This window comes from Pseudomonas sp. NPDC088444, assembly GCF_044900175.1.
In the GTDB taxonomy this organism is placed as follows: domain Bacteria; phylum Pseudomonadota; class Gammaproteobacteria; order Pseudomonadales; family Pseudomonadaceae; genus Aquipseudomonas.
The window spans coordinates 59,661-85,595 of record NZ_JBJDNK010000009.1 but is presented as its reverse complement, the minus strand read 5'-3'; the positions used below and the strand labels follow the sequence as shown (position 1 = coordinate 85,595).

General features: G+C 59.4%; 23 protein-coding genes. 13 read left to right on the top strand and 10 right to left on the bottom strand.

All coding sequences use genetic code 11. From position 1 onward, the window contains the following. Positions 1-6: 6 nt before the first annotated feature. From ACI2KB_RS18465 to ACI2KB_RS18415, 11 genes are all read left to right on the top strand, one after another. The gene (locus ACI2KB_RS18465) at positions 7-1,257 is read left to right on the top strand and encodes a sarcosine oxidase subunit beta family protein (protein ID WP_404636635.1); all 1,251 of its coding nucleotides are present in this window, start codon (positions 7-9) and stop codon (positions 1,255-1,257) included. 15 nt (positions 1,258-1,272) lie between these two features. Further along, entirely contained in the window at positions 1,273-1,587 is a 315-nt protein-coding gene (locus ACI2KB_RS18460) for a sarcosine oxidase subunit delta (protein WP_404636634.1), read from the top strand. Further along, on the top strand, positions 1,584-4,604 hold the full coding sequence (locus ACI2KB_RS18455) for a sarcosine oxidase subunit alpha (protein ID WP_404636633.1): 3,021 nt from the start codon (positions 1,584-1,586) through the stop codon (positions 4,602-4,604). The genes ACI2KB_RS18460 and ACI2KB_RS18455 overlap by 4 nt, the downstream gene beginning before the upstream one ends. A gap of 173 nt (positions 4,605-4,777) precedes the next feature. Then, on the top strand, positions 4,778-5,410 hold the full coding sequence (locus tag ACI2KB_RS18450; RefSeq protein WP_404636632.1) for a sarcosine oxidase subunit gamma: 633 nt from the start codon (positions 4,778-4,780) through the stop codon (positions 5,408-5,410). Between the two features lie 86 nt (positions 5,411-5,496). Continuing rightward, positions 5,497-6,354, top strand: a complete 858-nt coding sequence (gene purU, locus ACI2KB_RS18445; protein ID WP_404636631.1) for a formyltetrahydrofolate deformylase — start codon at positions 5,497-5,499, stop codon at positions 6,352-6,354. 166 nt (positions 6,355-6,520) lie between these two features. Continuing rightward, entirely contained in the window at positions 6,521-7,720 is a 1,200-nt protein-coding gene (gene fdhA / locus ACI2KB_RS18440) for a formaldehyde dehydrogenase, glutathione-independent (protein WP_404636630.1), read from the top strand. A 176-nt stretch (positions 7,721-7,896) separates the two neighbouring features. Further along, the gene (locus ACI2KB_RS18435) at positions 7,897-8,322 is read left to right on the top strand and encodes a DUF350 domain-containing protein (RefSeq protein WP_404637010.1); all 426 of its coding nucleotides are present in this window, start codon (positions 7,897-7,899) and stop codon (positions 8,320-8,322) included. 10 nt (positions 8,323-8,332) lie between these two features. Further along, positions 8,333-8,995 carry a DUF1190 domain-containing protein gene (locus tag ACI2KB_RS18430; protein ID WP_404636629.1) on the top strand — a complete coding sequence of 221 codons (663 nt, stop codon included), beginning with the start codon at positions 8,333-8,335 and terminating at the stop codon, positions 8,993-8,995. Between the two features lie 12 nt (positions 8,996-9,007). Beyond that, positions 9,008-10,162 carry a glutathionylspermidine synthase family protein gene (locus tag ACI2KB_RS18425; RefSeq protein WP_404636628.1) on the top strand — a complete coding sequence of 385 codons (1,155 nt, stop codon included), beginning with the start codon at positions 9,008-9,010 and terminating at the stop codon, positions 10,160-10,162. Between the two features lie 204 nt (positions 10,163-10,366). Continuing rightward, on the top strand, positions 10,367-11,029 hold the full coding sequence (locus ACI2KB_RS18420; RefSeq protein WP_404636627.1) for a DUF1190 domain-containing protein: 663 nt from the start codon (positions 10,367-10,369) through the stop codon (positions 11,027-11,029). Between the two features lie 123 nt (positions 11,030-11,152). Next, positions 11,153-11,725, top strand: a complete 573-nt coding sequence (locus ACI2KB_RS18415) for a DUF2780 domain-containing protein (protein WP_404636626.1) — start codon at positions 11,153-11,155, stop codon at positions 11,723-11,725. A gap of 128 nt (positions 11,726-11,853) precedes the next feature. On the opposite strand, the gene ACI2KB_RS18410 is transcribed toward ACI2KB_RS18415, so the two are convergent. Beyond that, positions 11,854-12,747, bottom strand: a complete 894-nt coding sequence (locus ACI2KB_RS18410) for an acyltransferase (protein WP_404636625.1) — start codon at positions 12,745-12,747, stop codon at positions 11,854-11,856. Between the two features lie 195 nt (positions 12,748-12,942). Between ACI2KB_RS18410 and ACI2KB_RS18405 the strand changes: the two genes are divergently transcribed. Next, positions 12,943-13,443 carry an ATP-dependent zinc protease gene (locus ACI2KB_RS18405; protein ID WP_404636624.1) on the top strand — a complete coding sequence of 167 codons (501 nt, stop codon included), beginning with the start codon at positions 12,943-12,945 and terminating at the stop codon, positions 13,441-13,443. A gap of 97 nt (positions 13,444-13,540) precedes the next feature. On the opposite strand, the gene ACI2KB_RS18400 is transcribed toward ACI2KB_RS18405, so the two are convergent. The 8 genes from ACI2KB_RS18400 to ACI2KB_RS18365 form a co-directional block, all read right to left on the bottom strand. Then, the gene (locus ACI2KB_RS18400) at positions 13,541-14,170 is read right to left on the bottom strand and encodes a glutathione S-transferase family protein (RefSeq protein ID WP_404636623.1); all 630 of its coding nucleotides are present in this window, start codon (positions 14,168-14,170) and stop codon (positions 13,541-13,543) included. 210 nt (positions 14,171-14,380) lie between these two features. Further along, a complete protein-coding gene (locus ACI2KB_RS18395; RefSeq protein ID WP_404636622.1) occupies positions 14,381-14,572 on the bottom strand; it encodes a hypothetical protein in 192 nt (63 codons plus the stop codon). Further along, entirely contained in the window at positions 14,569-15,702 is a 1,134-nt protein-coding gene (locus ACI2KB_RS18390; protein WP_404636621.1) for a PepSY-associated TM helix domain-containing protein, read from the bottom strand. The genes ACI2KB_RS18395 and ACI2KB_RS18390 overlap by 4 nt, the downstream gene beginning before the upstream one ends. 82 nt (positions 15,703-15,784) lie before the next feature. Then, positions 15,785-18,220, bottom strand: a complete 2,436-nt coding sequence (locus ACI2KB_RS18385) for a TonB-dependent siderophore receptor (protein ID WP_404636620.1) — start codon at positions 18,218-18,220, stop codon at positions 15,785-15,787. A 145-nt stretch (positions 18,221-18,365) separates the two neighbouring features. After that, positions 18,366-19,349: a FecR domain-containing protein gene (locus tag ACI2KB_RS18380; RefSeq protein WP_404637008.1), complete on the bottom strand. Its 984-nt coding sequence runs from the start codon at positions 19,347-19,349 to the stop codon at positions 18,366-18,368. Between the two features lie 2 nt (positions 19,350-19,351). Beyond that, positions 19,352-19,870, bottom strand: a complete 519-nt coding sequence (locus tag ACI2KB_RS18375) for an RNA polymerase sigma factor (RefSeq protein WP_404636619.1) — start codon at positions 19,868-19,870, stop codon at positions 19,352-19,354. Positions 19,871-20,159: 289 nt separating this feature from the next. Beyond that, positions 20,160-20,879, bottom strand: coding sequence for a PolC-type DNA polymerase III (locus ACI2KB_RS18370; RefSeq protein ID WP_404636618.1), 720 nt, complete (start codon positions 20,877-20,879; stop codon positions 20,160-20,162). An 11-nt stretch (positions 20,880-20,890) separates the two neighbouring features. Continuing rightward, entirely contained in the window at positions 20,891-22,825 is a 1,935-nt protein-coding gene (locus ACI2KB_RS18365; protein WP_404636617.1) for a putative nucleotidyltransferase substrate binding domain-containing protein, read from the bottom strand. A 221-nt stretch (positions 22,826-23,046) separates the two neighbouring features. Between ACI2KB_RS18365 and ACI2KB_RS18360 the strand changes: the two genes are divergently transcribed. Beyond that, positions 23,047-23,493: a response regulator gene (locus ACI2KB_RS18360; protein ID WP_404636616.1), complete on the top strand. Its 447-nt coding sequence runs from the start codon at positions 23,047-23,049 to the stop codon at positions 23,491-23,493. 161 nt (positions 23,494-23,654) lie between these two features. Here the strand turns inward: ACI2KB_RS18360 and ACI2KB_RS18355 are convergent, their stop codons facing one another. Continuing rightward, a complete protein-coding gene (locus tag ACI2KB_RS18355; protein ID WP_404636615.1) occupies positions 23,655-25,832 on the bottom strand; it encodes a malate synthase G in 2,178 nt (725 codons plus the stop codon). Positions 25,833-25,935: the final 103 nt, after the last annotated feature.

Genomic DNA, 25,935 nt, shown 5'->3' with positions numbered 1-25,935 from the left:
CGCACCATGCAGCATTACTCGGGCTTCGGCCTCTTCAAACACTCCCTCAGCCACCACGAAAACTGGCAGCGCATGTGGCGCACCCCGACCCCTAAAAAGGTCTACGACGTGGTCATCGTTGGCGGTGGCGGTCACGGTCTGGCGACCGCGTACTACCTGGCCAAAGAGCACGGCATCACCAACGTGGCCGTGGTCGAGAAAGGCTGGCTGGGCGGCGGCAACACGGCCCGTAACACCACCATCGTGCGCTCCAACTACCTGTGGGACGAATCGGCCCACTTGTATGAACATGCGATGAAACTGTGGGAAGGCCTGTCGCAGGATCTCAACTACAACGTCATGTTCTCCCAGCGCGGTGTGTACAACCTGTGCCACACCCTGCAAGACATGCGTGACTCCGAGCGTCGTGTCAGCGCCAACCGCCTGAACGGCGTCGATGGCGAACTGCTGAACGGCAAACAAGTGGCGGAAGAGATTCCGTACCTGGATTGCTCGAAGAACACCCGTTACCCAATCATCGGCGCGACCGTTCAACGTCGCGGCGGTGTCGCCCGTCACGACGCCGTGGCCTGGGGCTTTGCCCGCGCCGCTGACGCACTGGGCGTTGACCTGATTCAACAGACCGAAGTCATTGGCTTCCGCAAGGAAAACGGCGTCTGCGTCGGTGTTGAAACCAACAAAGGCTTCATCGGCGCCAAGCGCGTCGGCGTGGTGACCGCCGGTAACTCCGGTCACATGGCCAAACTCGCGGGCTTCCGCCTGCCGGTCGAATCGCATCCGCTGCAAGCGCTGGTGTCCGAGCCGATCAAACCGATCATCGATAGCGTGATCATGTCCAACGCCGTTCACGGTTACATCAGCCAGTCCGACAAGGGCGACCTGGTGATCGGCGCGGGTATCGACGGCTGGGTCGGCTACGGCCAGCGCGGTTCGTACCCGGTGATCGAACACACCATCCAGGCCATCGTCGAGATGTTCCCGGTCCTGTCCCGAGTGCGCATGAACCGTCAGTGGGGCGGCATCGTCGACACCACACCGGACGCGTGCCCAATCATCTCCAAGACGCCGGTTCCGAACATGTTCTTCAACTGCGGTTGGGGTACGGGTGGCTTCAAGGCCACGCCGGGTTCGGGCAACGTCTTCGCTGCCAGCCTGGCAAAAGGTGAAATGCACCCATTGGCCAAACCGTTCTCAATCGACCGTTTCCACAACGGCGCATTGATCGACGAACACGGCGCTGCAGCCGTAGCCCACTAACAGGAGACCCAAATCATGTTGCACATCTTCTGTCCTCACTGTGGCGAACTGCGCTCCGAAGAGGAATTCCACTCGTCCGGCCAGGCTCACATCCCGCGTCCGCTGGACCCGGCCGCCTGCACCGACGAACAGTGGGGCGACTACATGTTCTTCCGCGACAACCCGCGCGGCATCCACCACGAACTGTGGATTCACGCTGCCGGTTGCCGTCAGTACTTCAACGCCACGCGTGACACCGTGACTTACGAAATTCTCGAAACCTATCTGATTGGTACCAAGCCACAGTTTGTAAATCCTGTGCCTGCGGTCGGAAAGGGAGACAAAGCATGAGCCAGTCCAATCGTCTGCCTAACGGCGGTCGCATCGACCGCAGCAAGGTTTTGAACTTCAACTTCAACGGCCAGACGTACCAAGGCTTTGAAGGCGACACCCTGGCCGCAGCTTTGCTGGCCAACGGCGTCGACATCATTGGTCGTAGTTTCAAATACTCGCGTCCTCGCGGCATTTTCGCAGCGGGCGCCGAAGAGCCGAACGCTGTATTGCAGATCGGCGCGACCGAAGCTACCCAGATTCCGAACGTGCGCGCCACGCAACAAGCACTGTACTCGGGCCTGGTTGCCACCAGCACCAACGGCTGGCCAAGCGTGAACACCGACGTGATGGGGATTCTTGGCAAGGTCGGCGGCAAGTTGATGCCACCGGGCTTCTACTACAAAACCTTCATGTACCCGCAATCGTTCTGGATGACTTACGAGAAGTACATTCGTAAGGCAGCCGGTCTTGGCCGTTCGCCGACCGAAAACGATCCGGACACTTACGACAACATGAACCACCACGCCGACGTGCTGGTGGTCGGCGCAGGCCCTGCCGGTCTGGCCGCAGCATTAGCGGCTGCACGCAGCGGCGCCCGTGTGATCATTGCTGACGAACAGGAAGAGTTCGGCGGCAGCCTGTTGGACTCCCGCGAAAGCCTCGACGGCAAGCCTGCCGCTGAGTGGGTGGCCACTGTCGTTGCCGAGCTCAAAGGCCTGAAAAACGTCGTGCTGCTGCCACGCGCTACCGTGAACGGCTACCACGACCACAACTTCCTGACCATTCATGAGCGTCTGACCGATCACCTCGGCGACCGCGCACCGATTGGCCAGGTACGTCAGCGTCTGCACCGCGTTCGCGCCAAGCGCGTGGTCCTGGCGACCGGTACTCACGAGCGTCCACTGGTTTACGGCAACAACGATGTGCCGGGCAACATGCTGGCCGGTGCCGTGTCGGTTTACGTCCGTCGTTATGGCGTGGCGCCAGGCAAGAAGCTGGTGCTGTCGACCAACAACGATTACGCCTACCGCGTGGCGCTGGACTGGCTCGACGCCGGGCTGCAAGTGGTCGCCGTCGCCGATGCCCGTCACAATCCACGTGGCGCACTGGTGGAAGAAGCCCGCGCCAAGGGCATCCGCATCCTGACCGGCAGCGCCGTGATCGAAGCCCGTGGTAGCAAGCGCGTCAGCGGTGCCCGCGTGGCAGCTATCGACGTGCGTGCACACAAAGTCACCAGCCCAGGCGAGTGGCTCGACTGCGACCTGATCGCCAGCTCCGGCGGTTACAGCCCGGTAGTTCACCTGGCCTCGCACTTGGGCGGCAAGCCAGTCTGGCGTGAAGACATCCTCGGTTTCGTGCCGGGTGAAGCTCCACAGAAACGCGTCTGCGTCGGCGGCATCAACGGCGTATACGCGCTGGGCGACGCGCTGGCCGATGGTTTCGAAGGTGGCGTGCGCGCCGCGACCGAAGCAGGCTTCCAGCCGGTGGAAGGTGTGATTCCGAAGGCCCTGAGCCGCGTTGAAGAGGCGACGCTGGCGATGTACCAGGTGCCGCATGAGAAGGGCACCTCCCGTGCGCCGAAGCAATTCGTCGACCTGCAGAACGACGTCACCGCCGCCGCCATCGAACTGGCGACCCGCGAAGGTTTCGAGTCGGTCGAGCACGTCAAACGCTACACCGCACTGGGCTTCGGTACCGATCAGGGCAAGCTGGGCAACGTCAACGGTCTGGCCATCGCGGCCCGTTCGCTGAACGTCACCATCCCTGAGATGGGCACCACCATGTTCCGCCCGAACTACACGCCGATCACCTTCGGTGCGATCGTCGGTCGTCACTGCGGTCACATCTTCGAGCCTGTGCGCTTCACCGCGCTGCACGCCTGGCACGTCAAGAACGGCGCCGAATTCGAAGACGTCGGTCAGTGGAAACGTCCGTGGTACTTCCCGAAAGCCGGTGAAGACATCCATGCCGCCGTGCGCCGCGAATGCAAAGCCGTGCGCGACAGCGTCGGCCTGCTGGACGCTTCGACCCTCGGCAAGATCGACATTCAAGGCCCGGATGCCCGCGAGTTCCTGAACCGCATCTACACCAACGCCTGGACCAAACTGGACGTGGGCAAGGCGCGTTACGGCCTGATGTGTAAAGAAGACGGCATGGTCTTCGACGACGGCGTCACCGCTTGCGTCGCCGACAACCACTTCATCATGACCACCACCACTGGCGGCGCAGCTCGCGTCCTGCAATGGCTGGAGATCTATCAGCAGACCGAATGGCCTGATCTGAAGGTGTACTTCACCTCGGTGACCGACCACTACGCGACCCTGACCCTGTCTGGCCCGAACAGCCGCAAGCTGCTCAGCGAAGTGACCGACATCGATCTGGACCGCGAAGCCTTCCCGTTCATGACCTGGAAAGAAGGTCTGGTGGCTGGCGTTCCGGCTCGCGTGTTCCGGATTTCGTTTACCGGTGAGCTGTCCTACGAGGTCAACATCCAGGCCGACTACGCCATGGGCGTTCTGGAAAAAATCGCCGAGGCAGGCAAGAAGTACAACCTGACCCCGTACGGCACTGAAACCATGCACGTGCTGCGGGCCGAGAAGGGCTTCATCATCGTCGGCCAGGACACTGACGGTTCGATGACCCCGGATGACCTGAACATGGGCTGGTGCGTCGGTCGCACCAAACCGTTCTCGTGGATCGGCCAGCGCGGCATGGCTCGCGAAGACTGTGTACGTGAGGATCGCAAGCAATTGGTCGGCCTCAAGCCGGTCGATCCGAACAAGTGGCTGCCGGAAGGCGCGCAACTGGTGTTCGATCCGAAGCAGTCGATTCCGATGACCATGGTCGGCCACGTGACGTCGAGCTACGCGGCAAACTCGCTGGGTTATTCGTTTGCCCTCGGTGTGGTCAAAGGCGGTCTGAAGCGCATGGGTGAGCGCGTGTTCTCGCCACAGGCGGACGGCAGCGTGATCGAGGCAGAAATCGTGTCCTCGGTGTTCTTCGATCCGAAGGGTGACCGGCAGAACGTGGAGTAAAGGCTGGGCGAGCGCGGTGCCTTTGATGTACCGCGTGGCCTGATCGATTCGCCAGCAAGCCGGCTCCCACAGACTGCATTCCATTGTGGGAGCCGGCTTGCTGGCGAAGAGGCCATCCGAAACACCACAAATGTTGCGTCAACTGGAACAACAGAATTCAAGACAGGTGCTTTATGACCACAGCCAACGTTTACCAACAGCGGCCAACGACCGACGTCAAAGCCGAGTCGCCACTGTTTCACGCCGACCTGAAAAGCCTGGTCGGCAAAGGCCGCACCAACCCGGGTGTGGTGCTGCGCGAGAAAAAACTGCTGGGCCATCTGACCATTCGTGGCGATGCCCATGATCCGGCCTTCGCCGCCGGTGTACACAAAGCGCTGGGCATGGAACTGCCTGCCGCGTTGACGCTGGTGTCCAGCGGCGACAGCTCGATCCAGTGGATGGGGCCGGATGAGTGGCTGCTGATCGTGCCAACCGGCGAAGAGTTCACCGTTGAGCAGAAACTGCGCGAAGCGCTGGCGGGCCTGCACATTCAGGTGGTCAACGTGTCGGGCGGCCAGTCGATTCTGGAACTGACCGGCCCGAACGTGCGTGACGTGCTGATGAAGTCCACCAGCTACGACGTGCACCCAAACAACTTCCCGGTGGGCAAGGCAGTGGGCACCGTGTTCGCCAAGTCGCAACTGGTGATTCGTCGTACGGGCGAAGAGACCTGGGAACTGGTGATCCGCCGCAGCTTTGCGGATTACTGGTGGTTGTGGTTGCAGGATGCGAGTGCCGAGTACGGTTTGGGCATTGCAGCCTGAAGAGTGTCACGCGCCATCTGTGGGAGCGTGGTTTGTTGATCGTGCCCACGCAGAGCGTGGGCACGATCCACGATTGAGGAGAGAGTATGAGCCGCGCACCCGATACCTGGATTCTGACTGCCGATTGCCCCAGCGTGCTGGGCACGGTGGATGCGGTGACGCGCTTTTTGTTCGAGCAGGGCTGCTACGTCACCGAGCACCATTCGTTTGATGATCGGCTGTCCAGCCGCTTTTTCATTCGTGTCGAATTCCGTCAGCCGGAGGGTTTCGATGAAGCTTCATTCCGCGCAGGTTTGAGCGAACGTGCCAATGCCTTTGGCATGAACTTCGAGCTGACAGCGCCGAACTACCGGCCAAAAGTGGTGATCATGGTCTCCAAGGCCGATCACTGCCTGAACGACTTGCTCTACCGTCAACGCATCAACCAACTGTCGATGGACGTGGTCGCTGTGGTCTCCAACCACCCCGATCTCGAACCGCTGGCTCGCTGGCATGAGATTCCCTACCACCATTTCCCACTCGACCCTAACGACAAGCCTGCGCAGGAAGCGAAGGTCTGGCAGGTGATCGAAGAATCCGGCGCTGAACTGGTGATCCTCGCCCGCTACATGCAAGTCCTGTCGCCAGAGCTGTGCCGCAAGCTCGACGGCAAGGCGATCAACATTCACCACTCGCTGCTGCCGGGCTTTAAAGGCGCCAAGCCGTACCACCAGGCCTACAACAAAGGCGTGAAACTGGTCGGCGCGACGGCACATTACATCAACAACGATCTGGACGAAGGTCCGATCATCGCCCAAGGCGTCGAGGTGGTGGATCACAGTCACTACCCTGAAGACCTGATCGCCAAAGGCCGCGACATCGAGTGTCTGACCCTGGCGCGAGCGGTGGGGTATCACATCGAGCGGCGGGTGTTCCTGAATGCCAACAGGACCGTCGTTCTTTGAATGATCGTTCCCACGCTCCGCGTGGGAACGATCAACGATCAACGATCAACAATCATCAGCAACAAACGAAACACCCAGAGCAACCACTGCGTTGCGGCAACACCCAAGCAACGCATTTCTCCGCTACACAGCTGCATCCATAAAAACAATTCAGCGAGGTGAAAGCATGTCTGGTAATCGTGGTGTGGTGTATCTCGGCGCAGGCAAGGTCGAAGTACAGAAGATCGACTATCCCAAAATGCAGGACCCGCGCGGGAAGAAGATCGAGCACGGTGTCATCCTGCGCGTAGTCTCTACCAACATCTGTGGTTCGGACCAACACATGGTTCGCGGTCGCACCACTGCTCAAGTCGGTCTCGTACTGGGCCATGAGATCACGGGCGAAGTGGTCGAAAAGGGCAGTGACGTCGAAAACCTGAAAATCGGCGATCTGGTTTCCGTTCCCTTCAACGTTGCTTGCGGCCGCTGCCGGTCCTGCAAGGAACAACACACAGGCGTCTGCCTGACCGTCAACCCGGCCCGTGCCGGTGGCGCTTACGGTTATGTCGACATGGGCGACTGGACCGGTGGCCAGGCCGAGTACGTGCTGGTGCCGTACGCCGACTTCAACCTGCTCAAACTGCCGAATCGCGACAAGGCCATGGAGAAAATCCGTGACCTGACGTGCCTCTCCGACATCCTGCCGACCGGTTACCACGGTGCCGTGACCGCAGGCGTTGGTCCCGGCAGCACCGTTTACGTGGCCGGTGCAGGCCCGGTCGGTCTGGCCGCCGCAGCGTCGGCTCGCCTGCTGGGTGCTGCTGTGGTGATCGTGGGCGACCTTAACCCGGCGCGTCTGGCTCACGCCAAAGCACAGGGTTTTGAAGTGGTCGATCTGTCGAAAGACACCCCGCTGCATGAGCAGATCGTTGACATCCTCGGCGAGCCGGAAGTGGATTGCGCCGTCGACGCGGTCGGTTTTGAAGCCCGTGGTCATGGCCATGAAGGCGCCAAGCACGAAGCCCCGGCCACCGTGCTCAACTCGCTGATGCAAATCACTCGCGTCGCAGGCAAGATCGGTATTCCGGGCCTGTACGTGACCGAAGATCCGGGTGCTGTGGACGCAGCGGCCAAAATCGGTGCGCTGAGCGTGCGTTTCGGCCTAGGCTGGGCGAAGTCCCACAGCTTCCACACCGGCCAGACTCCGGTCATGAAATACAACCGCGCCCTGATGCAAGCCATCATGTGGGACCGCATCAACATCGCTGAAGTGGTGGGCGTACAGGTCATCAGCCTGGACGATGCGCCACGGGGTTACGGCGAGTTCGATGCAGGTGTGCCGAAGAAATTCGTGATCGACCCGCACAAGATGTTCAGCGCGGCCTGACGCCTTCGCCACCAAGGCGGCTCCTACAAGGGTTGTGCAGTAGCCAGTGCAAAGGCGGCCTTCGGGTCGCCTTTTTTGTGGCTGTCTTTCCGGGTTCTCGGTCTGCGTGCTGTTGTCGTCGCAGGTTTCGTGATATTCAAGCCAGCTTGTTCAACAAGGAAGTGAGTGGTGCAATGCTGATCGACGCACTCAAGATGTCTCTGCAGGGCTATGCGGTTCTTGGTTTTGTGCTGTACCTCGTTGGCGCGGTGGCGATTTTTTCGCTGTTCGCCTTCGTTTATACCCGTCTGACACCCCATGCCGAATTTGCGCTCATTCGTGAAGGCAATACGGCTGCCTCCGTGGCGCTGTCCGGGGCGATGATCGGGTTTGCGATCCCGGTCGCCAGTGTCATTTCCCATTCGATTTCCCTGCTCGATTTTCTGGTCTGGGCGCTGATCGCTTCGCTGGTGCAGCTGCTGGTGTTCGGCTGCGTGAGCCTGGTGCTCAAAGGGCTGTCCAGCCGAATCGAGAAAGGAGAAATGGCCGCTGCGATTCTGGTGGCGGCGATTTCCGTGAGCATTGGTCTGCTCAACGCGGCCTGCATGACGCCACCGGTCTGAGGGGAATGCCATGAAGCGCAGTGCAACTGTTCGTCTGGCCGCATTGGGCAGCATCCCGCTGGCCTTGGCGTTTTGTCACGGGGAGCGACGACCGACCCGCACGATCACCGAAACCGCCCAATACACCTCGATGGACGCCTGCACCGCAGCGGGCGTTGCCGTGGACGTTTGCAGCGACGCGTACAAGACGGCTTACGAGACTCATCGAAAGCGGGCGCCGTCCTACAACAACGTCGCCGATTGCGAAGCGGACTACGCCATTGGTACGTGTATCGACCGATCGGACAATGGCCGCATCATGCCCGCGGTAACCGGATTTGCAGTTACCACACAGCGGGATGTTCCTGATGATCAGCAGACATCATCCAGTGGCGGCGGGAGTTCTCACGGGTACGGCAGCAGTTTCTGGCGCTGGGTGAGTCTGGGGGACGATGGGGTTCGCTATTACAGCGAGCCCACTTATCGCGAAAGCGTCGGTAAGGATGGCTCGCGAATGGTGACGCTGAATCAGCAACTGAATGATGGCAAAGCGTTCGCCAAGGCCAAAAGCGGCAGGTTCAACATTTCCAGCCCGCAGTCATTCGCCACCAGCGCACGCTTGGCCAGTGCCGAGCCGGTACGAATCAGCCGAGGCGGCTTTGGTTCGCGCGGCGGTTTTGGGTTTGGTGGCTGAGGGGCGTTTCCAATGAAGAGAGTTCGCATCGCCCCCCGCGCCGATTGGCGAGAAACCGCAGCGCAGTTCGGTTTTGGCTTTCACACCTTCGACGGAGAACCGTACTGGGACGAGTCCGCCTATTACCAGTTCTCTCTCGAACAGATCGAGCGGGATCTGGAAGACCCGACCCTTGAGATCCACCAGATGTGCCTGGACCTGGTGGCTCGGGTGGTCGAGAGCGAACAACTGCTCGAACGGCTGGCCATCCCCGCTGCCTACCACGACCTGATACGTCGCTCATGGAAGGCGCGGCAGCCCCATTTGTATGGGCGCATGGACCTGAGCTATGACGGCCACGGCCCCGCCAAACTGCTGGAAACCAATTACGACACGCCCACCTCGCTGTACGAGGCGAGCTTTTTTCAGTACCTGTGGCTGGATCAGCAGATGCAGCGCGGCCAACTCAGCCCGGACTGTGATCAGTTCAACAGCCTTGAAGAAAAACTGTCGGAGCGGTTCAAGGCGTTTCGCTTCAAGCCTCCATTTCATTTCTCTTCTATTCGTGGCTCGATCGAGGACCGTGGCACGGTCGATTACTTGCGTGATATCGCCCATGAAGCTGGGCTGGACACCCGGATGATCGCCATCGAAGACATCGGGCTGAGCAATCTTGGTCAGTTTGTCGATGAACAGAATGCGCCGATCAACACCCTGTTCAAGCTGTACCCTTGGGAACATATGTTTCAGGAAGCTTTTGGTCCGGCCATCGACCAAAGCGGCACCCAATTCGTCGAGCCAGCCTGGAAAGCCATTCTGTCGAACAAAGGCGCGCTGGCGTTGCTGTGGGAGTTGCACGAGGGGCACCCGAACCTGCTGGCAACTTATTTCGACAATGACCCGACTCGCCCACTGGACAACGGCTGGGTGCGTAAGCCCTTCTTTTCTCGCGAAGGCGCCAACATCGAAATTCGTACCGACAAGGGGCGCCGTGTTTATCAAGGTGGACCTTATGGCGATGGGCCGTGCATCCGGCAGCGATTTCACGCCTTGCCGTGTTTCGACGGGAACTACACCGTGATTGGCAGTTGGATGATCGGTGATCAGCCTGCCGGTATCGGCATTCGTGAAGACGACTCCCTGATCACCATGGACACGAGTCGTTTCCTGCCTCACGTCATTCTCTGATCACCCTTGATTGCGTATCCCTCAGGCGATCTTTGGGTCGCCTTTTTTGCGGCTTTTTGTAAGTCGAGTCGCTTGATGGTGTAGGTCAATTCTGCAAGTGCATGAGGAATTTTTGATTTCTATACCAGCTTGTTTCTGAGCGGTGGGGAGCGTGTTATTTGTCCGCCCGGTTTTTTCTGGGGCAGGACGCAGATGTTGCTAGGGATGTTGAAAGCACCTTTTTGGGTGGGTGCTGTGACAGGGCTAATGGCATTGCCGGGGGCGTTGGCGAATACGGATGTTGAGCCAGGCGCGCAACGCTGGATCACTTCCACGGTATTTTTCGAAAACGCCAACGCGTGCATGTGGGCAGGTGTGCCGACGCGAGTGTGCCAGGCAGGTTACCGCTCGGCGTATCGGCAACACGTGCGCATTGCCCCAGCCTATCGGGAGCGTGAAGACTGCGAGGCAGACTTTGCGCCTGGCGAATGCTTTGTCAGTGGTGCTTCTCACCTGTGGTCTCCCTGGTTGTCGGGGTTCTCTCTGATCACGCATGCACGACTGCCGCCATCCGCGCTTCAAGCGCAACGTGTCAGCCAGATGCCCATGGGTCAGCTAAATCGAACGTGGTCTCAGCATTTGCAGGGCGTCAGCCAGTCGCCGGAGCTTGTGACGCAGGTGCGGTATTTCAGTGCGCCTTTGTATTGGGAGCGGGATCACCAAGGAGGGTTTCGTCTGACAACATTGCTTGAAAAACTGCGCAGCGGAGAGCGGTTCGCCAAAGCGTTCAGCAAGCGTCCACCGGTCAATGCGGGCTCTGCGTTGTGGACGCGGCAATTGGCGAGGGTCTTCGAGCCGCAACGGCTGATGGATGCGGGAATACCCTGAATCTTCGTGAGCGCGTCGGACATCGGCTCGTTTGAACTTCTTTTCGGGCCACGGTCCAACGCGTGTTTATCCGGCCATGGCCGGTGTTTCTGGAATGTGAGCTGGAAAGTGAGGTGGGTGCAAATGAACGTTTCAATAAAGGTCGCACAGAAAATCACTCGCGGCGCGGCTCTGACGATGCTGATGGCGCTGGCCGCAAGCCCGGTATTCGCTTTCAATCTCAACGACGCGGCCAACGCGGTTTCCAACGCAACTGGTGGTCAGCAGAAAGCCACCGCTGCGCCTGAAGCAGCAGGTCTGCTCAACACGCTGGGCTCCCAACTGAACGTGACCCCGCAACAAGCCGTAGGCGGGACGGGCGCATTGCTGGGGCTGGCGAAGAACAAACTCTCCAGTAACGACTTCTCGCAATTGAGCCAGTCGGTGCCGGGGCTTGATCAACTGTCCGGCACGTCGGCGCTCGGTAGTCTGGGCGGGCTGGGCGGCATGCTCGGCAACTCTGGTAGTCAGTCGGCGGTCAACAACGCGCTGGGCAACGTGCAGAGCATGGGCGATGTCAACAAGGCCTTCAGCGCGCTGGGCATGGACAGCGGCATGGTGGGTCAGTTCGTACCGGTGATCCTGCAATATCTGGGGCAGCAGGGCGCGAATGATTCGGCGCTGTCGGCCTTGAGCAGTGTCTGGGGCGCGAAGTAAGCACCACTGACTCACGCGGACGTTGTGGGAGCCGCCTAGGTGGCGAATGCATTGTGTCAGATGACATCAATGTGTCTGGTGTGCCGCCTTCGCCAGCGAGCCGGCTCCCACACGTTCGACAGTGATCTTCAAGCTTGCTGTGAGCCTCCCCGCAGCACCGCAATCCGCTCATCCTTCTCCACCCACAACCGATTCACCCATTCCTGCACGTATTCCCGAAAGGCCGGGTCATTCTCGTAATCGCCCTGCCACAGCGCAGGTTCGAGTTCGCGGGTCTTGATGTCGATGATCACGCGGGGCACCTGACCCGAAATCAGGTCCCAAAATCCGGGAATGCGCTCGCCGGGGTACACCACCGTCACGTCCAGCACGGCATCCAGTTGTTCACCCATCGCCGCCAGCACGAAGGCCACGCCACCCGCCTTGGGTTTGAGCAGATAACGATAGGGCGACGCCTGTTCATCGTGTTTGACGGGAGTGAAGCGCGTACCCTCCAGATAGTTCACGACCGTCACGGGCTGGCGTTTGTACAGCTCGCAGGCCTGGCGGGTGATTTCCAGGTCCTTGCCTTTCAGTTCTGGGTGCTTGGCCAGAAACGTCTTGGTGTAGCGTTTCATGAAGGGATAGTCGAGCGCCCACCAGGCCAGACCCAGAAATGGCACCCAGATCAGTTCTTTTTTTAGAAAGAATTTGAAGAACGGTGTGCGGCGGTTCAGCGCTTGGACCAAGGCCGGGATGTCGACCCAGGATTGGTGGTTGCTGATCACCAGATAGGATGTGTCTGCGCGCAGGCCTTCATGCCCCTTGATCTCCCAGCGCGTGGGGATGCACAGCTTGAAGATCAGCTTGTTGATTTCGATCCACGTCTCGGCAATCCACATCACCGCCCATGAACAGCGATCACGCATTTCGCTCTGGAACACCAGTTTGAGCAGCGCAAAGACCATCAGCGGCCCGAACAGCGCCAGGGTGTTGAGTAGCAACAGCAGTGTGACGGCGATTCCGGTGAGCAGGTGACGCATAAATCACTCGTGGTCGGTAAAGGGGCGGCAATGATAAGCAGCCGGGCCATCGGAGCCAAATCCAACTGTCGTCGACAAATGTTTCACTCAGTTACATGTACGCTGAGGTTCTTTCTTTGTAAGCGAACGATGCGCAAAGTTGCGGTCTAAAATCGGGCTCGTGCAACGCCCCACTCATAGAGAGGAATCTGTTACGTGAAATCCCTTCTGGCGCTTCTGTCCCTGCTTGCGCTGCCTGTCATGGCCGCCGAACCGACGATCTACGGTCGCTACGAGTACATTCAGGTCTCCGAATTCGGTGAGACCTTCAAGGCCAAGATGGACACTGGCGCACTCACCGCGTCGTTGTCGGCCAAAGACATCGAGATGTTCAAGCGCGATGGCGATGACTGGGTGCGTTTCCGTCTGGCCACCAAGGATGCTGACAACAAGGTGTACGAGCACAAGGTCTCGCGCATCAGCCGCATCAAGGGCCGTTCCGACGGCGAGGATGACGACGAGCCGGTCGACCCGACCAAACGCCCCGTGGTGGATCTGGAGCTGTGCCTGGGCGACGTGAAGCGCACTGTCGAGGTCAACCTGGTAGATCGCAGCCACTTCAACTACCCGTTGCTCATCGGCGCCAAGGCCTTGCGTGAGTTTGGCGCGGCAGTGAACCCGGCACGCCGCTACACCGCGGACAAGCCTGAGTGCTGACAGGCTGATTGACGTGCGGGCCTGATATCCGGACCGTTCCGGCTTTACGCCCAATGCTAGGACGGGGCAAACGCGCCCCTAAGGACGCTGACGCCTGTCAAACCGACGGCAGCGTCTCTTTCATCGACGGCCGCTGACTGACTTCGTAATACCAGCTGGCCAGCCGCGGAAAGCTACTGCGCCAGCCCAGATTCGGCTGACGAAAATCCAGATAGCCCAGCGCCGAGGCCAGGCTGATCGAGGCAATATCGAAGTTGGAGCTGAGTTCGGTCACCGCTTCCGTTTCGAAATAGGACAGCGAGCGGAAGATCTTCTCGCCCTGATTGTCGATCCAGTCAGCCCAGCGCTTCTCCTCGGGGCGCAGAAACGTCTCGTAGCGAATCAGAACGGCAGCATCGAGTACGGCATCCGCCAGCGAGGCCAGCGTCAGGCGTCTCCAGCGTGCGGAGCCCTCCCGAGGGATCAAGGGATTGCCGACGTGCTGATGATCGAGATAGTCGAGAATCACCCGGCTGTCGTGAATCACATTGTCGTGTGCCAGTCGCAGTGCCGGGATCTTGCCGCACGGGTTGTCGCGACAGACCTGCGCATCGGGCTTGACTGGCGTAACGGTCACTGGCTTGAGGTCAACTCGCGCTGTCTGGCCGGTTTCGTGAAGCAGAATCAGCACCTTGCGTGCGAACGGCGAAGCGGCGTTGTAATACAGCGTCATGCTGGGAGCAGACATGGACATTCCTCTGATCGGACTGGCCATTAGACTAGTCAGCGGCACTTCGCCATGCAATAAGCGGTGTTCTGTGGGCTGATGAATTCATTGTGGGAGCCGGCTTGCTGGCGAAAACGGTGGGTCAGTCATCGGTGGACTCACTGACAGATCGCCTTCGCCAGCAAGCCGGCTCCCACACGGTAATGTCCCCCCACAGTAAGCGTGAACACCTCAAGTCCTGCGTCGAATCATCAGCCCCTTGATGCTCAACCACGCTGGAATGCCCATGCCGATCCACGACAAGACATCCCAGGCACCATCACCCAGCAGCGCCGCGAACAGGCCCGCAGCGGTCAACGCGGCAATCCAGATCGGTTTGGCGAAGGTCTTCCAGAACGCCGAGTGCTTCTTGTGTCGAGTCATGCCGCCTCCACCGCCTGGCGAACATTCACCGTTGCGGCCGCGCGCCGCCGGACCCACCACAGGTACAGGCCGCTGCCGAGCACGATGATGGTCAGCACGTCGAGAACGCCCCACAGAATCTTCATTGGCATGCCACCGTAATCACCAAAGTGCAGGGGTTGCGACAGCAGCAATGCGTCCATGTACCACGGGCTGCTGACGATGGCGGTAACGCTCAGGTCTTTTGCGTCGATCAACACCGGCGTCAGCAGGTGCGACGTCAGGTGGGTGCTGCCTTTCATGAAGACTGCGTAGTGGTGTTCGCTGGAAAAGCGCGAGCCGGGGAAGGCAATGAACGAAGGCTCGGTGCCTGGCACGGTGGCTTTGGCGATGTCCAGCAGGCGAGTCGCCGGGGCATGCTCAGTCAGGGGTGGGGCGTCGTGATAAGGCGCAACCATCGCCGCCAAGGCATCGTTGCGCCACTGCGCGATCACCAGGTCTGCACAGGCATTGAGCACGCCGGTCAAGCCGACGACGAACGCCCAGGTCAGGGTGACGACGCCGATCAGGTTATGCAGGTCGAGCCAGCGCACGCGGGTCGATTTGTTCGGGCGTACAGTGGCGAAATCCAGTCGGCGCATGAACGGTGCGTAAAGCACCACGCCAGAAATAATTGCTAACACAAACAACAGGCCCATAAAGGCCAAAAGCAGCTTTCCAGGCAACCCGGCGTACATATCCACGTGCAAACGCAGCATCACCATCATGAAACCGCCGTTCGCCGAAGGCGTTTCCACAGCTTCGCCGGTGCGTGAATCGAGCATGAACGTGTGGGTGTCGTTCGGATCGCCCCCTGCAGTTTTGCCCATGAAGGCGTACATGCCGTTGGGTTCGTCTTCATCCCAACCGAAGTACTGAACGACCTCTCCCGGACGATGGGCCTCGGCAGCTTTCACCAATTGCTGAAGGTCCATACGCGGCGTATCGGCGGGCATCTCCTTGATTTCCGGGGCGTCGCCGAGCAGATGATCGATCTCGTGGTGGAACACCAACGGCAGACCGGTGATGGCCAGCATCAGCAAAAACAGCGTGCAGATCAGGCTGCTCCACGTGTGGATGAACGACCAACGGCGAATGGTTTGGCTCTTCATGGTGCGGGTACCGGGTTGAGCGAAAGCAAAAAGGCCGCTGTTGCGAGCGGCCCTTGTTTTTCAGCTGGGTGATTCTAAGCGATTACCATTTGTAGTTCACGCTGGCCACGACGCTACGCTGGTCGCCGTAGTAGCAGTAGAAGCTGTCGCAAGTGGAAATGTAGTCTTTGTCGAACAGGTTGGTCGCCTTGACTGCAACGGTAGTGCCTTTGAGCGTGTTGATCACGCGGCCCAAGTCGTAATGTACGGCAGCGTCAAACACGGTGTAGGCGTAAGCTTTGCCCAGATAGGTGTTGGCTTGGTCGCCGTAGGTGTTACCGGTGTAACGCACGCCGCCGCCAATACCAAAGCCATCCAGTGCACCTTGATGCCAGGTGTAATCGGTCCACAGGGAAGCCTGTTGGTCAGGCATCAGTTGCAGGCGATTGCCTTTGTAATCGCCTTTCTGGACTTCAGATTTTGCCAAGGTGTAGGAGGCGATCACCTTCAGGTTGTCAGTAACGTCAGAAACAGCTTCCAACTCCAGACCTTTGACTTTCACTTCGCCGGTCTGGCTGGTAATCGCGACGTTGTCGCTGTTGGTGGTCGTTACCGATACGTTTTTCTGCGTCAGGTCATAAATCGCAGCGCTGAGCAGGGTGTTGGAACCTGGCGGCTGATATTTGATCCCCAATTCCCATTGCTTTCCTTCGGTTGGCTTGAAAGAGTCGGTCGGAGACGCGGTAGCGTTACTCGTTGGCTGGAACGACTCGGCGTAGGACAGATAAGGGACGAAGCCAGAATCGAAGACATAGCTGATCGCTGCGTTTCCGCTGAATTGCTTGTCGCGTTCGGTATTCGTTGCATCGCCACGGTTGAAGAACTTAGTACCTGTGTGTACCCAGTCTTCGCGACCACCCAAGGTCAGGCGCCAGTGGTCCAGAGCCATTTGATCCTGAACATAGAGACCGGTTTGATAAGACTTCTGGTCGTAGTCATAGAACGCTGTCGAACGAGCAGGGCGAGTGATCGGTAACCCGTAAACCGGGTTATTGACGTTGATTCCCGGCGCTGTGCCGAAGATCGACGTGTAGTTGGTGTTCAGACGTTGATGGTCAAGCCCCAGCAACAATGTATGAGCGATTTCACCTGTGTTGAAGTTGCCTTGCAGGTTGTTATCAACGGCGAATTGGGAAATATCTTCGTCAGTGCTGGTGGTGCTACGAGAGGCCAAATTGCCTTGATCGTCGACTTGAGTGAACGGGTAGGCACCTGGCGTGATGGCCTGGAACGATAGATCAGACTTTGTGTATCGCAGATTCTGGCGGAACTGCCACGTGTCGTTGATACGATGTTCGAACGCATACCCCAGCGCGTAATAGGTGCGGTCGTAGTATTCCCAATCAGGATCGCCGAGATTTTTGTGATGCGAAATCTCGCCAAACGGCATGTGGATTCGAGTGCCCTGTACTGGGCGGAACTGGCTGGTGATGCCGGTATCGTCGCGAGTGAACTGACTGAGGAACGTCAGCTTGGTATCAGGATCGATGTTCCAGGTCAGGCTTGGCGCGATGTTGTAGCGCTTGTTGTCGATATGGTCGATCTGTGTGCCGCTGTCACGGACCACACCACTAACGCGGTATTCGAAATTGTCCGCGTCATCGATTTTGCCAGTGCTGTCGAAGCTGATTTGTCGGTGGTTGTCGCTGCCGTACTGCAGCTCTACTTCATGGCTAGCTTCGGCCTGAGGGCGACGGCTGACCATGTCTAGCAAACCACCCGGCGGAGTCTGGCCGTATACAGAAGAAGCAGGGCCGCGTAGAAGGGCTACGCGATCCAGATCCCAGGTTTCGAGTTTCGGATTTGCGTAAACGCCTTTTGCCAGTGGCAAGCCGTCCAGGAATTGAGTGGGTTCGAAGCCGCGCACCCGAAGCCAGTCAGCGCGAGTATCGCTACCGTAGCTGCTCGCGACGATGCCCGGCATGTAGCGCACGGCATCATCAAGGTTCTGTACGCCACGATCTTGCATCTGTTGGCGAGTCGCGACGGAGATAGAACGAGGCGCTTCAACCAGCGCGGTATCTGTTTTGGTCCCGGCAGCCGTACGCGTTGCGGTGTAACCCTCCACCGGCCCCCACGCGCTCTCAAAATTGTCCTGACGCCCCTGAATGCTGGTCTCCGGCAGCGCCATCACGCCTTCCGGTGCTGCGATCAGACTGTAAGTACCCGCCGTGGTCTGGCTCAGTTGCAGCCCGGTGCCGCGTAGTGCCTGGGCCATGGCGCCCGGTGCGTCGAACTGGCCCTGAACCGGCGCCGACGTACGGCCCGCTGCCAGCGACGGATCCAGCGACAGGGCGATGCCGGCCTGGCTGGCGATCTGGGTCAGCGTGGTGGACAGCGGCGCAGCAGGCAGGTTGTAAGCACGAACGCTGGAGGCCTGCGAGGCGGCCAGCAGTTGGGTACTTGCCAGCGGCGTGGCGAGGGCGACAGCGACGGCCAGCAGGCTCGGTCGCAGGAGAGTTTGAAGCGTGCGGGACATGGGCGGCTCCTGAGTAGAATTGTTCTCAATGCCTATGTGCCGAACGAGATCTGAAAAGTGATAGAGCCGAATCGAAAATAATTTAGATTTACAATTTGGCACGATTCTTTGCTGATTCTGCGGGCAAACGCAGATTGCGGTGTTGCTACAACTTGCGCGTCTGCTTGGCATCGCTCGCGATCACGGTCACCCACCAATGGGTGCGCTCTTCGATGGCCACTGGCAGGGTCGGCATGAGTGCCTTGAGGGCCAGATCAGTGTTGTTCAGCGGGAAACTGCCGGTAATACGAAGGTCCGCGACATCCGAAGCCACCCCCAGATAACCCGAGCGATAACGGCTCAGTTCCGCGATAACGTCCTTGAGCGGCGCGTTGTCCACCACCAGCATCCCACGCAGCCATGCGTCGGCCCCCGGTTCCAGCGCAACCATCGGCCCCAGGCTATGGCGCTGGATCAGCATTTGCTGGCCCTCATTCAGAATCATTTCGGTGCCGCTGGCCTGTGGGTGCGCAGCGACAGCCGATTGCAACACGCTCAGCAGCGTACCGTCGTCCTGGCGTTTGACCAGAAATTTCGTTCCCAGCGCGCGCATCTGTCCTTCGTCGGTTTCAACGATGAATGGCCTTGGGTCTTCGTGGCTGCCGGTTTCGACGAAAATTTCGCCTTCCTGAAGAATGACCCGACGTTGCCTGGCGTCGAATTTCACGTCCAGCGCGCTGTGCGTGTTGAGCCGGATCAGGGTGTTGTCCGACAGGCGAATGGTGCGTTGTTCGCCGGTTGCGGTGCGCTGGTCGGCCAGCCAATAACTCATCGGCAGGAATCGGTCACCCAGGAACAGGGTCAGCCCGAGTGCCAAGGCGAACCCGGCCACGCCACGGCCCAGTTTGCGCATCTGCCGCCCTGCACCTTCGCGGGAGCGCATCAGCGCGGAACGGGCAGGCCCGGTCGTGCCGATAAAGCGCTGATCGACCATCCCCAGTTGCATCCACGCGCGGGCATGCTCCTCGCTGGAGGCGTACCACTTGGCGAACTCTTCGCGCTCGGCTTCGCTGCCTTCGCCGCAATCCAGGCACAGTTGCCAGGCAATTGCAGCATCGAGCACTTTGGAAGAGACGGGACGGGTGGTGATGCTCATGTCGGCTCGCCATAAAGGGCGACGTAGCACTGGCGCATGCCCTGGGCCAGATACTGACGTACGCGAGGCACGGAAACGCCAATTTTGTCGGCTATTTCGGCGTGGCTCAAGCCATCCAGACGGTTATACAGAAACGCCGCTCGCGCCTTGCTGGACAACGTACCCAGCATGCGGTCGATGGCTTTCAGGTCTTCCAGGATCAGTTGCTGCTCTTCGAGGGAAGGCCGCTCGGCTTCGGGGATCAGCATCAACTCACTGAGATAGGCCTGCTCCAGTGCCGCGCGACGGAAATAGTCGAACAGCAGTCCTTTGGCCACTTGCACCAGAAAAGCCCTGGGTTCCCGTGGCGCATCCAGATTTTCGCGGCCCAAGAGGCGAATGAAGGTGTCCTGACTCAGATCTTCGGCGCGGTGTGGGCAGGCAACGTTACGTTTCAGCCAAGCCAGCAACCAGCTGCGATGGTCGCGATAGAGCGTTCCGACAAGCTGGTGTTGAGGACTTTGGAATGACGACACGTAGGCACCGAAGAGAACAAAGTAACTAACGAGAATTATTCGCGATTGTGTCAGAGCGGAAGAGTGCTGGCAATTGGCGCTCATCGGAATGAGCTGAACGGTTGCTGTAGGAACCTGCGACAGGTTTTGTAGGGGATTGCCTTGTATGGACGCTAATGCAGCCTGTGAGAGCGAATTCATTCGCGAGAGGTCGGTACATCCATAAATCTCCGTCGGATGTACTCGCGCATCGCGAATCAATTCGCTCCCACAAGGTGATTCGGTGTACTCGCGATAGCACATTCGCGCTTTAAAACGAATGCGACTGCTGCCGACGCCGCCATTTGGCCAGGTCTTGCTCCAGTTGCAGCGGGCTGTCCATCCCTTGCTTGCGCGCATGGCTGAACAGTATCAGCGCCAATTCCGCCGTCACCAACGCGTCGGCACTGGCGTGATGACGCTCTTCGGCGTGCAGCCCAAAAAATGCGGTCCAGTCATCCAGCCCTGCCTGACGCAAGCACGCCTGAGGAAATAACAGCGGCGCGATCTCGGCGACGTCCAGAAACGGGTGTTGCAGCTTGTAGCCCAGGCTTTCCTTCAAGGCTCGGCCAATCATGTGCTGATCGAAGGGGGCATGAAACGCCAGTAATGGGCTATCACCGACGAACGCCATGAAATCCAGCAATGCCTCCACCGGCTCGCTGCCTGCCGCAATGGCACTCGGTCCCAAGCCGTGAATCAGTACGCTGGGACTCAACTTGTGATCGGGTCGGGACAGCGTACGTTCGAACTGCTGGCCCAGATCAATCGCACCGTCCTCGATCACCACCGCGCCAATGGACAGCACGTCGTCGCGGTTCATGTTCAAGCCGCTGGTTTCCAGATCCAGCACCACCCAGCGTTGCTGTCGCAGCGGTTGCTCGCTGAGCGTCGCTGTGCGGGGCAGCTCGCTCAGGCGTTGCACTTGTTCGGCGGTCAGCTCGGGGGCTTTGGCGCGTTTGGCGGGTTTGAGCCACTGAAACAGGTTCATCGATCGGTCGCTTAAAGTTGATAACGCAAGGTCAGGCTGGATTGCAGGCGTTGGGCCTGACGAAACGACTCCCGCAGGATTCGTCGATCCAGATGATTGAGCACGTCCGGGTCGATCCGGTTGGAATACGGCAGGTTTTGTCGGCTCTGCTGCTGGTGTTGCTGCATGCGAGTCTGCTGAATGAAGTGATAGGCCTCTTCATAGGCCGCGCCGTCCAGCGGGTCGATGACGTCTTGGGCCACCAGTTGGCGCAGCCGTTCAAGGGTGTTATTCGCCGCTACCCCGTTGGCGAGTGCAAGCAGCCGGGCGCCGTCGACGAACGGCGTCAGACCTTGGGTCTTGAGGTCCAGCGTGTCTTTCTCGCTGCCTTTGCGCGCCACCACAAAATCCTTAAAACGCCCCACAGGCGGGCGTTGACGCAGAGCGTTGTCGGCCATCATGCGCTGAAACAGTCGGTTGTCCGCGACTTGGGCCAGGATGCTCTGGCGCAATTGCTCGCCACCGCTTTCATCGCCCCAGACGACTCGCAGGTCGAAGTAGATGCTGGAAGACAGCAGGTTTTCCGGAGTCGCCTCACGAATGAACGCACTGAAGCGCCGCGCCCACTCGATGCGTGACAGGCACAGCTCAGGATTGCTGGCCATGATCCCGCCCTTGCACAGCGCGAAGCCGCACAGCGCCAGGCCTTGGTTGATGCGCTCGGCAATGGGCAGCAGACGACCTCGGATCTCGGCGGCTTGGGCGGCATCTTTGGCCTCGAAAATAATGCCGTTGTCCTGATCGGTGTAAAGGGTCTGCTCACGTCGGCCTTCGCTGCCAAAACACAGCCAGCTGAACGGTATGCCGGGATCGCCTTTCTCTTCCAGCGTCAGCTCGATGACCCGGCAGACCATATGGTCGTTGAGCAGCGTGATGATCTGGGTGATCTGCGTCGATGACGCGCCGTGCGCCAGCATGCGGTCCACCAACTGCACGATGTCGCCGCGCATGTTGCTCAGTGAATCGATGCGCGGGGCGTTTCGGATGGTGCGCGCCAGGTGCACGAGATCGACCCGTTGCAGAGAAAACAGGTCACGCTCGGACACCACGCCGCACAGGCGTTGGTCCTTTACCAGACAGACATGGGCGATGTGTCGCTCGGTCATCGCAATCGCCGCATCGAACGCGCTGGCGTCAGGACTTAAATAGAAGGGCGACTGAATCATGCTGTGGCTGATGGGTTGCCCGAAGTCCGCGTTTACGTCGGCGACCACTTGTCGCAAATCGCGCAGGGTAAAAATCCCCAATGGCGCCTTCGCCTCGTCGACGATCACGATACTGCCCACTTGCTGCTCGTCCATGAGCTTCACGGCCTCACGCAGCGGGGTGTCTGGCGCGCAGATCACCGGATGACGCATCGCCAGTTCGCCCAGTCGCGTGTTCAAGGAATATTGAGTGCCGAGTGTTTCCACCGCCTTCTGCTTTACTTGCTGATTCACCTGTTCGAGCAAGCTGCTGACGCCGCGCAGGGCGAAGTCGCGGAAGGTGCTGGAGAGGGCGAACAGCTTGATAAAGGCTTGTTTGTTCAGTTGCAGGCAGAACGTGTCCTCGGCCGCCAGATGTTCGGTGCGTGTGGCGCGTTCGCCCAGAAGCGCTGCCAGTGGGAAACATTCGCCGGTCGTGATTTCGAAGGTGGTTTCGGTGCCGCCCTTGGCCGAATGCGGGCGTTCCCCGACCACGCGGCCCTGTTTGACGATGTAAAAGTGCTCTACTGGCCCATCGCCAGGCTTGATGATGCTCTCATCCGTAGCGTAGAAACGCAGCTGGCACTGTTCAACCAGATAGGCGAGATGGGCGTTTTCCATCTGATTGAATGGTGGGAATTTTTGCAGGAATTGCATCGTGCCGTGAATGTTCTGCAGCACGGCTGTCTTGCCTGCCTGGATGAAAGCGTCTGCTTTGCTCATGACCGATACCACTTGTTTTTATGGCTCCATGGTCGACCGCTTATCGGGCAGTGCCCATTGGACGTAAGTCTTAGGCGGCAATTCGTCACTGGAGGGCGAGGGGGCCGTGGTGTACAACCTTCACGCCGCGGCCGAGAAGGCCTGGCAGGAAGCCGAGAACGTTGCAGCGTATCAGTCCGATTGCGCTGTCAGAATGAAGTCGACGGGAAGATGAGACGGGTATGTTCGATCACGACATTTTGAGTGATGAAGAGCGCGATGCCCTCAATGAGGTCATGCTGGCGCCTGCATCGCAATCGCCACAACGGGTGCTGATCGTCGACGACGACAAGGATGCTCGGGAGATCCTCGCCGAGATCCTCAGCCTCAACGACATCAGTTGCATCACGGCGGCTGGCGGCACCAGTGCCATGCATTTGCTGGAAACCCGGCCGTCCATTGCACTGCTGATCACCGACCTGCGCATGGTGCCGTGCGACGGGCTGGAATTGATTCGACAGGTTCGCGATTCGGACCGCGCGGCGCTACCGATCATTATCGTGTCAGGCGATGCTCATGTAAGGGATGCGATTGATGCGATGCACCTGAGCGTCGTGGATTTTCTGCTCAAGCCGATCAACACCAAGCAGTTGTTGAAGTTAGTGAAGCGGGAATTGGGGATGGCATAAGGTAGTCGCGGTCTTGAAATTGTGGGAGCCGGCTTGCTGGCGAGAGCGGAGGGTCGGTGACATTGATTTATCTGACCCATCGCTTTCGCCAGCAAGCCGGCTCCCACATGAGATTGCGTCGTTTCGCAAAGGGGGGGTGTCGTTGAAACACACCGCCTGTTTTACAGCCCGTTCTTCGCCTTGAACTCACGGCGACGGCGATGCAGCACCGGCTCGGTGTAGCCGTTCGGCTGTTTGGTGCCTTCGATCACCAGCTCCACCGCCGCCTGAAAGGCGATGTTGCTGTCGAAGTCCGGCGCCAGTGGGCGGTATAGAGCGTCGTTGGCGTTCTGACGATCTACCACCGGCGCCATGCGCTTGAGGCTGTCCATGACCTGTTGCTCGCTGACCACGCCATGACGCAGCCAGTTGGCGATGTGCTGGCTGGAGATGCGCAGCGTCGCGCGGTCTTCCATCAGGCCGACATCGTTGATGTCAGGCACTTTCGAGCAACCCACGCCCTGATCGATCCAGCGCACCACATAACCCAGAATGCCCTGCGAATTGTTGTCCAGTTCGTTTTGAATCTCTTCAGGCGTCCAGTTCGTGTTCGGTGCCAGCGGGATGGTCAGGATGTCATCGACCGACGCCGGTGCGCGCTGAGCCAGCTCTGCCTGGCGCGCGAATACGTCGACCTTGTGGTAGTGCAGGGCATGCAGCGCGGCTGCGGTTGGCGACGGCACCCAGGCGGTGTTGGCGCCCGCCAGTGGGTGGGCGATCTTTTGCTCCAGCATCGCAGCCATCAGATCCGGCATGGCCCACATGCCTTTGCCGATTTGCGCACGGCCTTGCAGGCCGCACTTCAGGCCGATGTCGACGTTGGAGTTTTCGTACGCGCCGATCCACTTTTCAGCCTTCATCTGTGCCTTGCGCACGACCGGTCCGGCTTCCATGGAGGTGTGAATCTCGTCGCCAGTGCGGTCCAGAAAGCCGGTGTTGATGAACACAACACGCTCGCTGGCTGATTTGATGCAGGCCTTGAGGTTGACCGTCGTGCGGCGCTCCTCGTCCATGATCCCGACTTTCAGGGTGTTGCGCGGCAGGCCCAGCACGTCTTCAACGCGACCGAACAGCTCGTTGGTGAAAGCGACTTCCTCCGGGCCGTGCATCTTCGGTTTGACGATGTACAGCGAGCCTTTGCGGCTGTTGGCGCGGGACGTATTGCCCTTGAGGTTGTGGATCGCCGCCAGGCTGGTCATCAGGCCGTCGAGAATGCCTTCCGGCACTTCATTGCCCTGATTGTCGAGGATGGCGTCGATGGTCATCAAATGGCCGACGTTACGCACGAACAGCAGCGAACGGCCGTGCAGCGTTACAGGCTCACCTTTTGGCGAGGTGTAAACGCGGTCCGGATTCATGGTGCGAGTGAACGTCGTGCCGCCTTTGGCCACTTCTTCGGACAGATCGCCCTTCATCAGGCCCAACCAGTTGCGGTAGACCACTACTTTGTCGTCAGCGTCAACAGCGGCGATGGAGTCTTCGCAGTCCATGATGGTGGTCAGCGCGGCTTCCATCAGCACGTCTTTGACGCCCGCTGCGTCGGTCTGGCCGACAGGACTGTTGGCATCGATCTGGATTTCGAAGTGCAGGCCGTTGTGTTTCAGCAGAATGGCCGTCGGCGCCGACGCCTCGCCCTGGAAGCCGACCAATTGCGCGTCGTCGCGCAGACCGGTGTTGCTGCCGCCCTTGAGGCCGACGATCAGCACGCCATCAACGATTTTGTAACCGGTCGAATCGACGTGAGAACCCGCCGCCAGTGGCGCGGCATCGTCGAGGAAGGCGCGGGCGAAGGCGATGACCTTGTCGCCGCGCACCTTGTTATAGCCTTGGTCTTTTTCCGCCCCGCCCTCTTCGGAGATAGCGTCGGTGCCGTACAGCGCGTCATACAGCGAACCCCAGCGGGCGTTCGAGGCGTTCAGCGCGAAACGGGCGTTCATCACCGGGACCACCAGTTGTGGACCGGCCATGGTTGCAATTTCTTCATCGACGTTTTGCGTCGTGACCTGGAAGTCCGCTGCTTCTGGCAGCAGGTATCCAATTTCCTGAAGGAAAGCCTTGTATGCGGCGGCGTCGTGGGCCTTGCCGACATTGGACTGGTGCCAGGCGTCGATGCGGGCCTGGAAGTCATCACGTTTGGCGAGCAGGGCTTTGTTCTTCGGTGCCAGCTCGTGGATGAGCTTGTCGGCACCGGCCCAGAACGCAGTGGCTTCGATGCCGGTTCCGGGAATGGCTTCGTTGTTCACGAAATCCAGCAGGACTTTGGCGACCTTAAGGCCACCGACTTGAACGTGTTCAGTCATTGCTTGCCTCACTCTGCTCAGCTATGTGCGCTTCGAGCGCTCTCTTGTTAAAGCCATCGTCATCGCCGCTCTCCCTTGCCAGAACGTGCCCTTGCGGGCGGCT

What these genes read in the sequence shown, in the direction of transcription:
- ACI2KB_RS18465 (WP_404636635.1), top strand. Translation starts at nt 7, where the DNA reads ATGCAGCATTACTCGGGCTTCGGCCTCTTCAAACACTCCCTCAGCCAC.
- ACI2KB_RS18460 (WP_404636634.1), top strand. Translation starts at nt 1,273, where the DNA reads ATGTTGCACATCTTCTGTCCTCACTGTGGCGAACTGCGCTCCGAAGAG.
- ACI2KB_RS18455 (WP_404636633.1), top strand. Translation starts at nt 1,584, where the DNA reads ATGAGCCAGTCCAATCGTCTGCCTAACGGCGGTCGCATCGACCGCAGC.
- ACI2KB_RS18450 (WP_404636632.1), top strand. Translation starts at nt 4,778, where the DNA reads ATGACCACAGCCAACGTTTACCAACAGCGGCCAACGACCGACGTCAAA.
- purU (WP_404636631.1), top strand. Translation starts at nt 5,497, where the DNA reads ATGAGCCGCGCACCCGATACCTGGATTCTGACTGCCGATTGCCCCAGC.
- fdhA (WP_404636630.1), top strand. Translation starts at nt 6,521, where the DNA reads ATGTCTGGTAATCGTGGTGTGGTGTATCTCGGCGCAGGCAAGGTCGAA.
- ACI2KB_RS18430 (WP_404636629.1), top strand. Translation starts at nt 8,333, where the DNA reads ATGAAGCGCAGTGCAACTGTTCGTCTGGCCGCATTGGGCAGCATCCCG.
- ACI2KB_RS18425 (WP_404636628.1), top strand. Translation starts at nt 9,008, where the DNA reads ATGAAGAGAGTTCGCATCGCCCCCCGCGCCGATTGGCGAGAAACCGCA.
- ACI2KB_RS18420 (WP_404636627.1), top strand. Translation starts at nt 10,367, where the DNA reads ATGTTGAAAGCACCTTTTTGGGTGGGTGCTGTGACAGGGCTAATGGCA.
- ACI2KB_RS18415 (WP_404636626.1), top strand. Translation starts at nt 11,153, where the DNA reads ATGAACGTTTCAATAAAGGTCGCACAGAAAATCACTCGCGGCGCGGCT.
- ACI2KB_RS18410 (WP_404636625.1), bottom strand. Translation starts at nt 12,747, where the DNA reads ATGCGTCACCTGCTCACCGGAATCGCCGTCACACTGCTGTTGCTACTC.
- ACI2KB_RS18400 (WP_404636623.1), bottom strand. Translation starts at nt 14,170, where the DNA reads ATGTCTGCTCCCAGCATGACGCTGTATTACAACGCCGCTTCGCCGTTC.
- ACI2KB_RS18395 (WP_404636622.1), bottom strand. Translation starts at nt 14,572, where the DNA reads ATGACTCGACACAAGAAGCACTCGGCGTTCTGGAAGACCTTCGCCAAA.
- ACI2KB_RS18390 (WP_404636621.1), bottom strand. Translation starts at nt 15,702, where the DNA reads ATGAAGAGCCAAACCATTCGCCGTTGGTCGTTCATCCACACGTGGAGC.
- ACI2KB_RS18385 (WP_404636620.1), bottom strand. Translation starts at nt 18,220, where the DNA reads ATGTCCCGCACGCTTCAAACTCTCCTGCGACCGAGCCTGCTGGCCGTC.
- ACI2KB_RS18370 (WP_404636618.1), bottom strand. Translation starts at nt 20,879, where the DNA reads ATGAACCTGTTTCAGTGGCTCAAACCCGCCAAACGCGCCAAAGCCCCC.
- ACI2KB_RS18365 (WP_404636617.1), bottom strand. Translation starts at nt 22,825, where the DNA reads ATGAGCAAAGCAGACGCTTTCATCCAGGCAGGCAAGACAGCCGTGCTG.
- ACI2KB_RS18360 (WP_404636616.1), top strand. Translation starts at nt 23,047, where the DNA reads ATGTTCGATCACGACATTTTGAGTGATGAAGAGCGCGATGCCCTCAAT.
- ACI2KB_RS18355 (WP_404636615.1), bottom strand. Translation starts at nt 25,832, where the DNA reads ATGACTGAACACGTTCAAGTCGGTGGCCTTAAGGTCGCCAAAGTCCTG.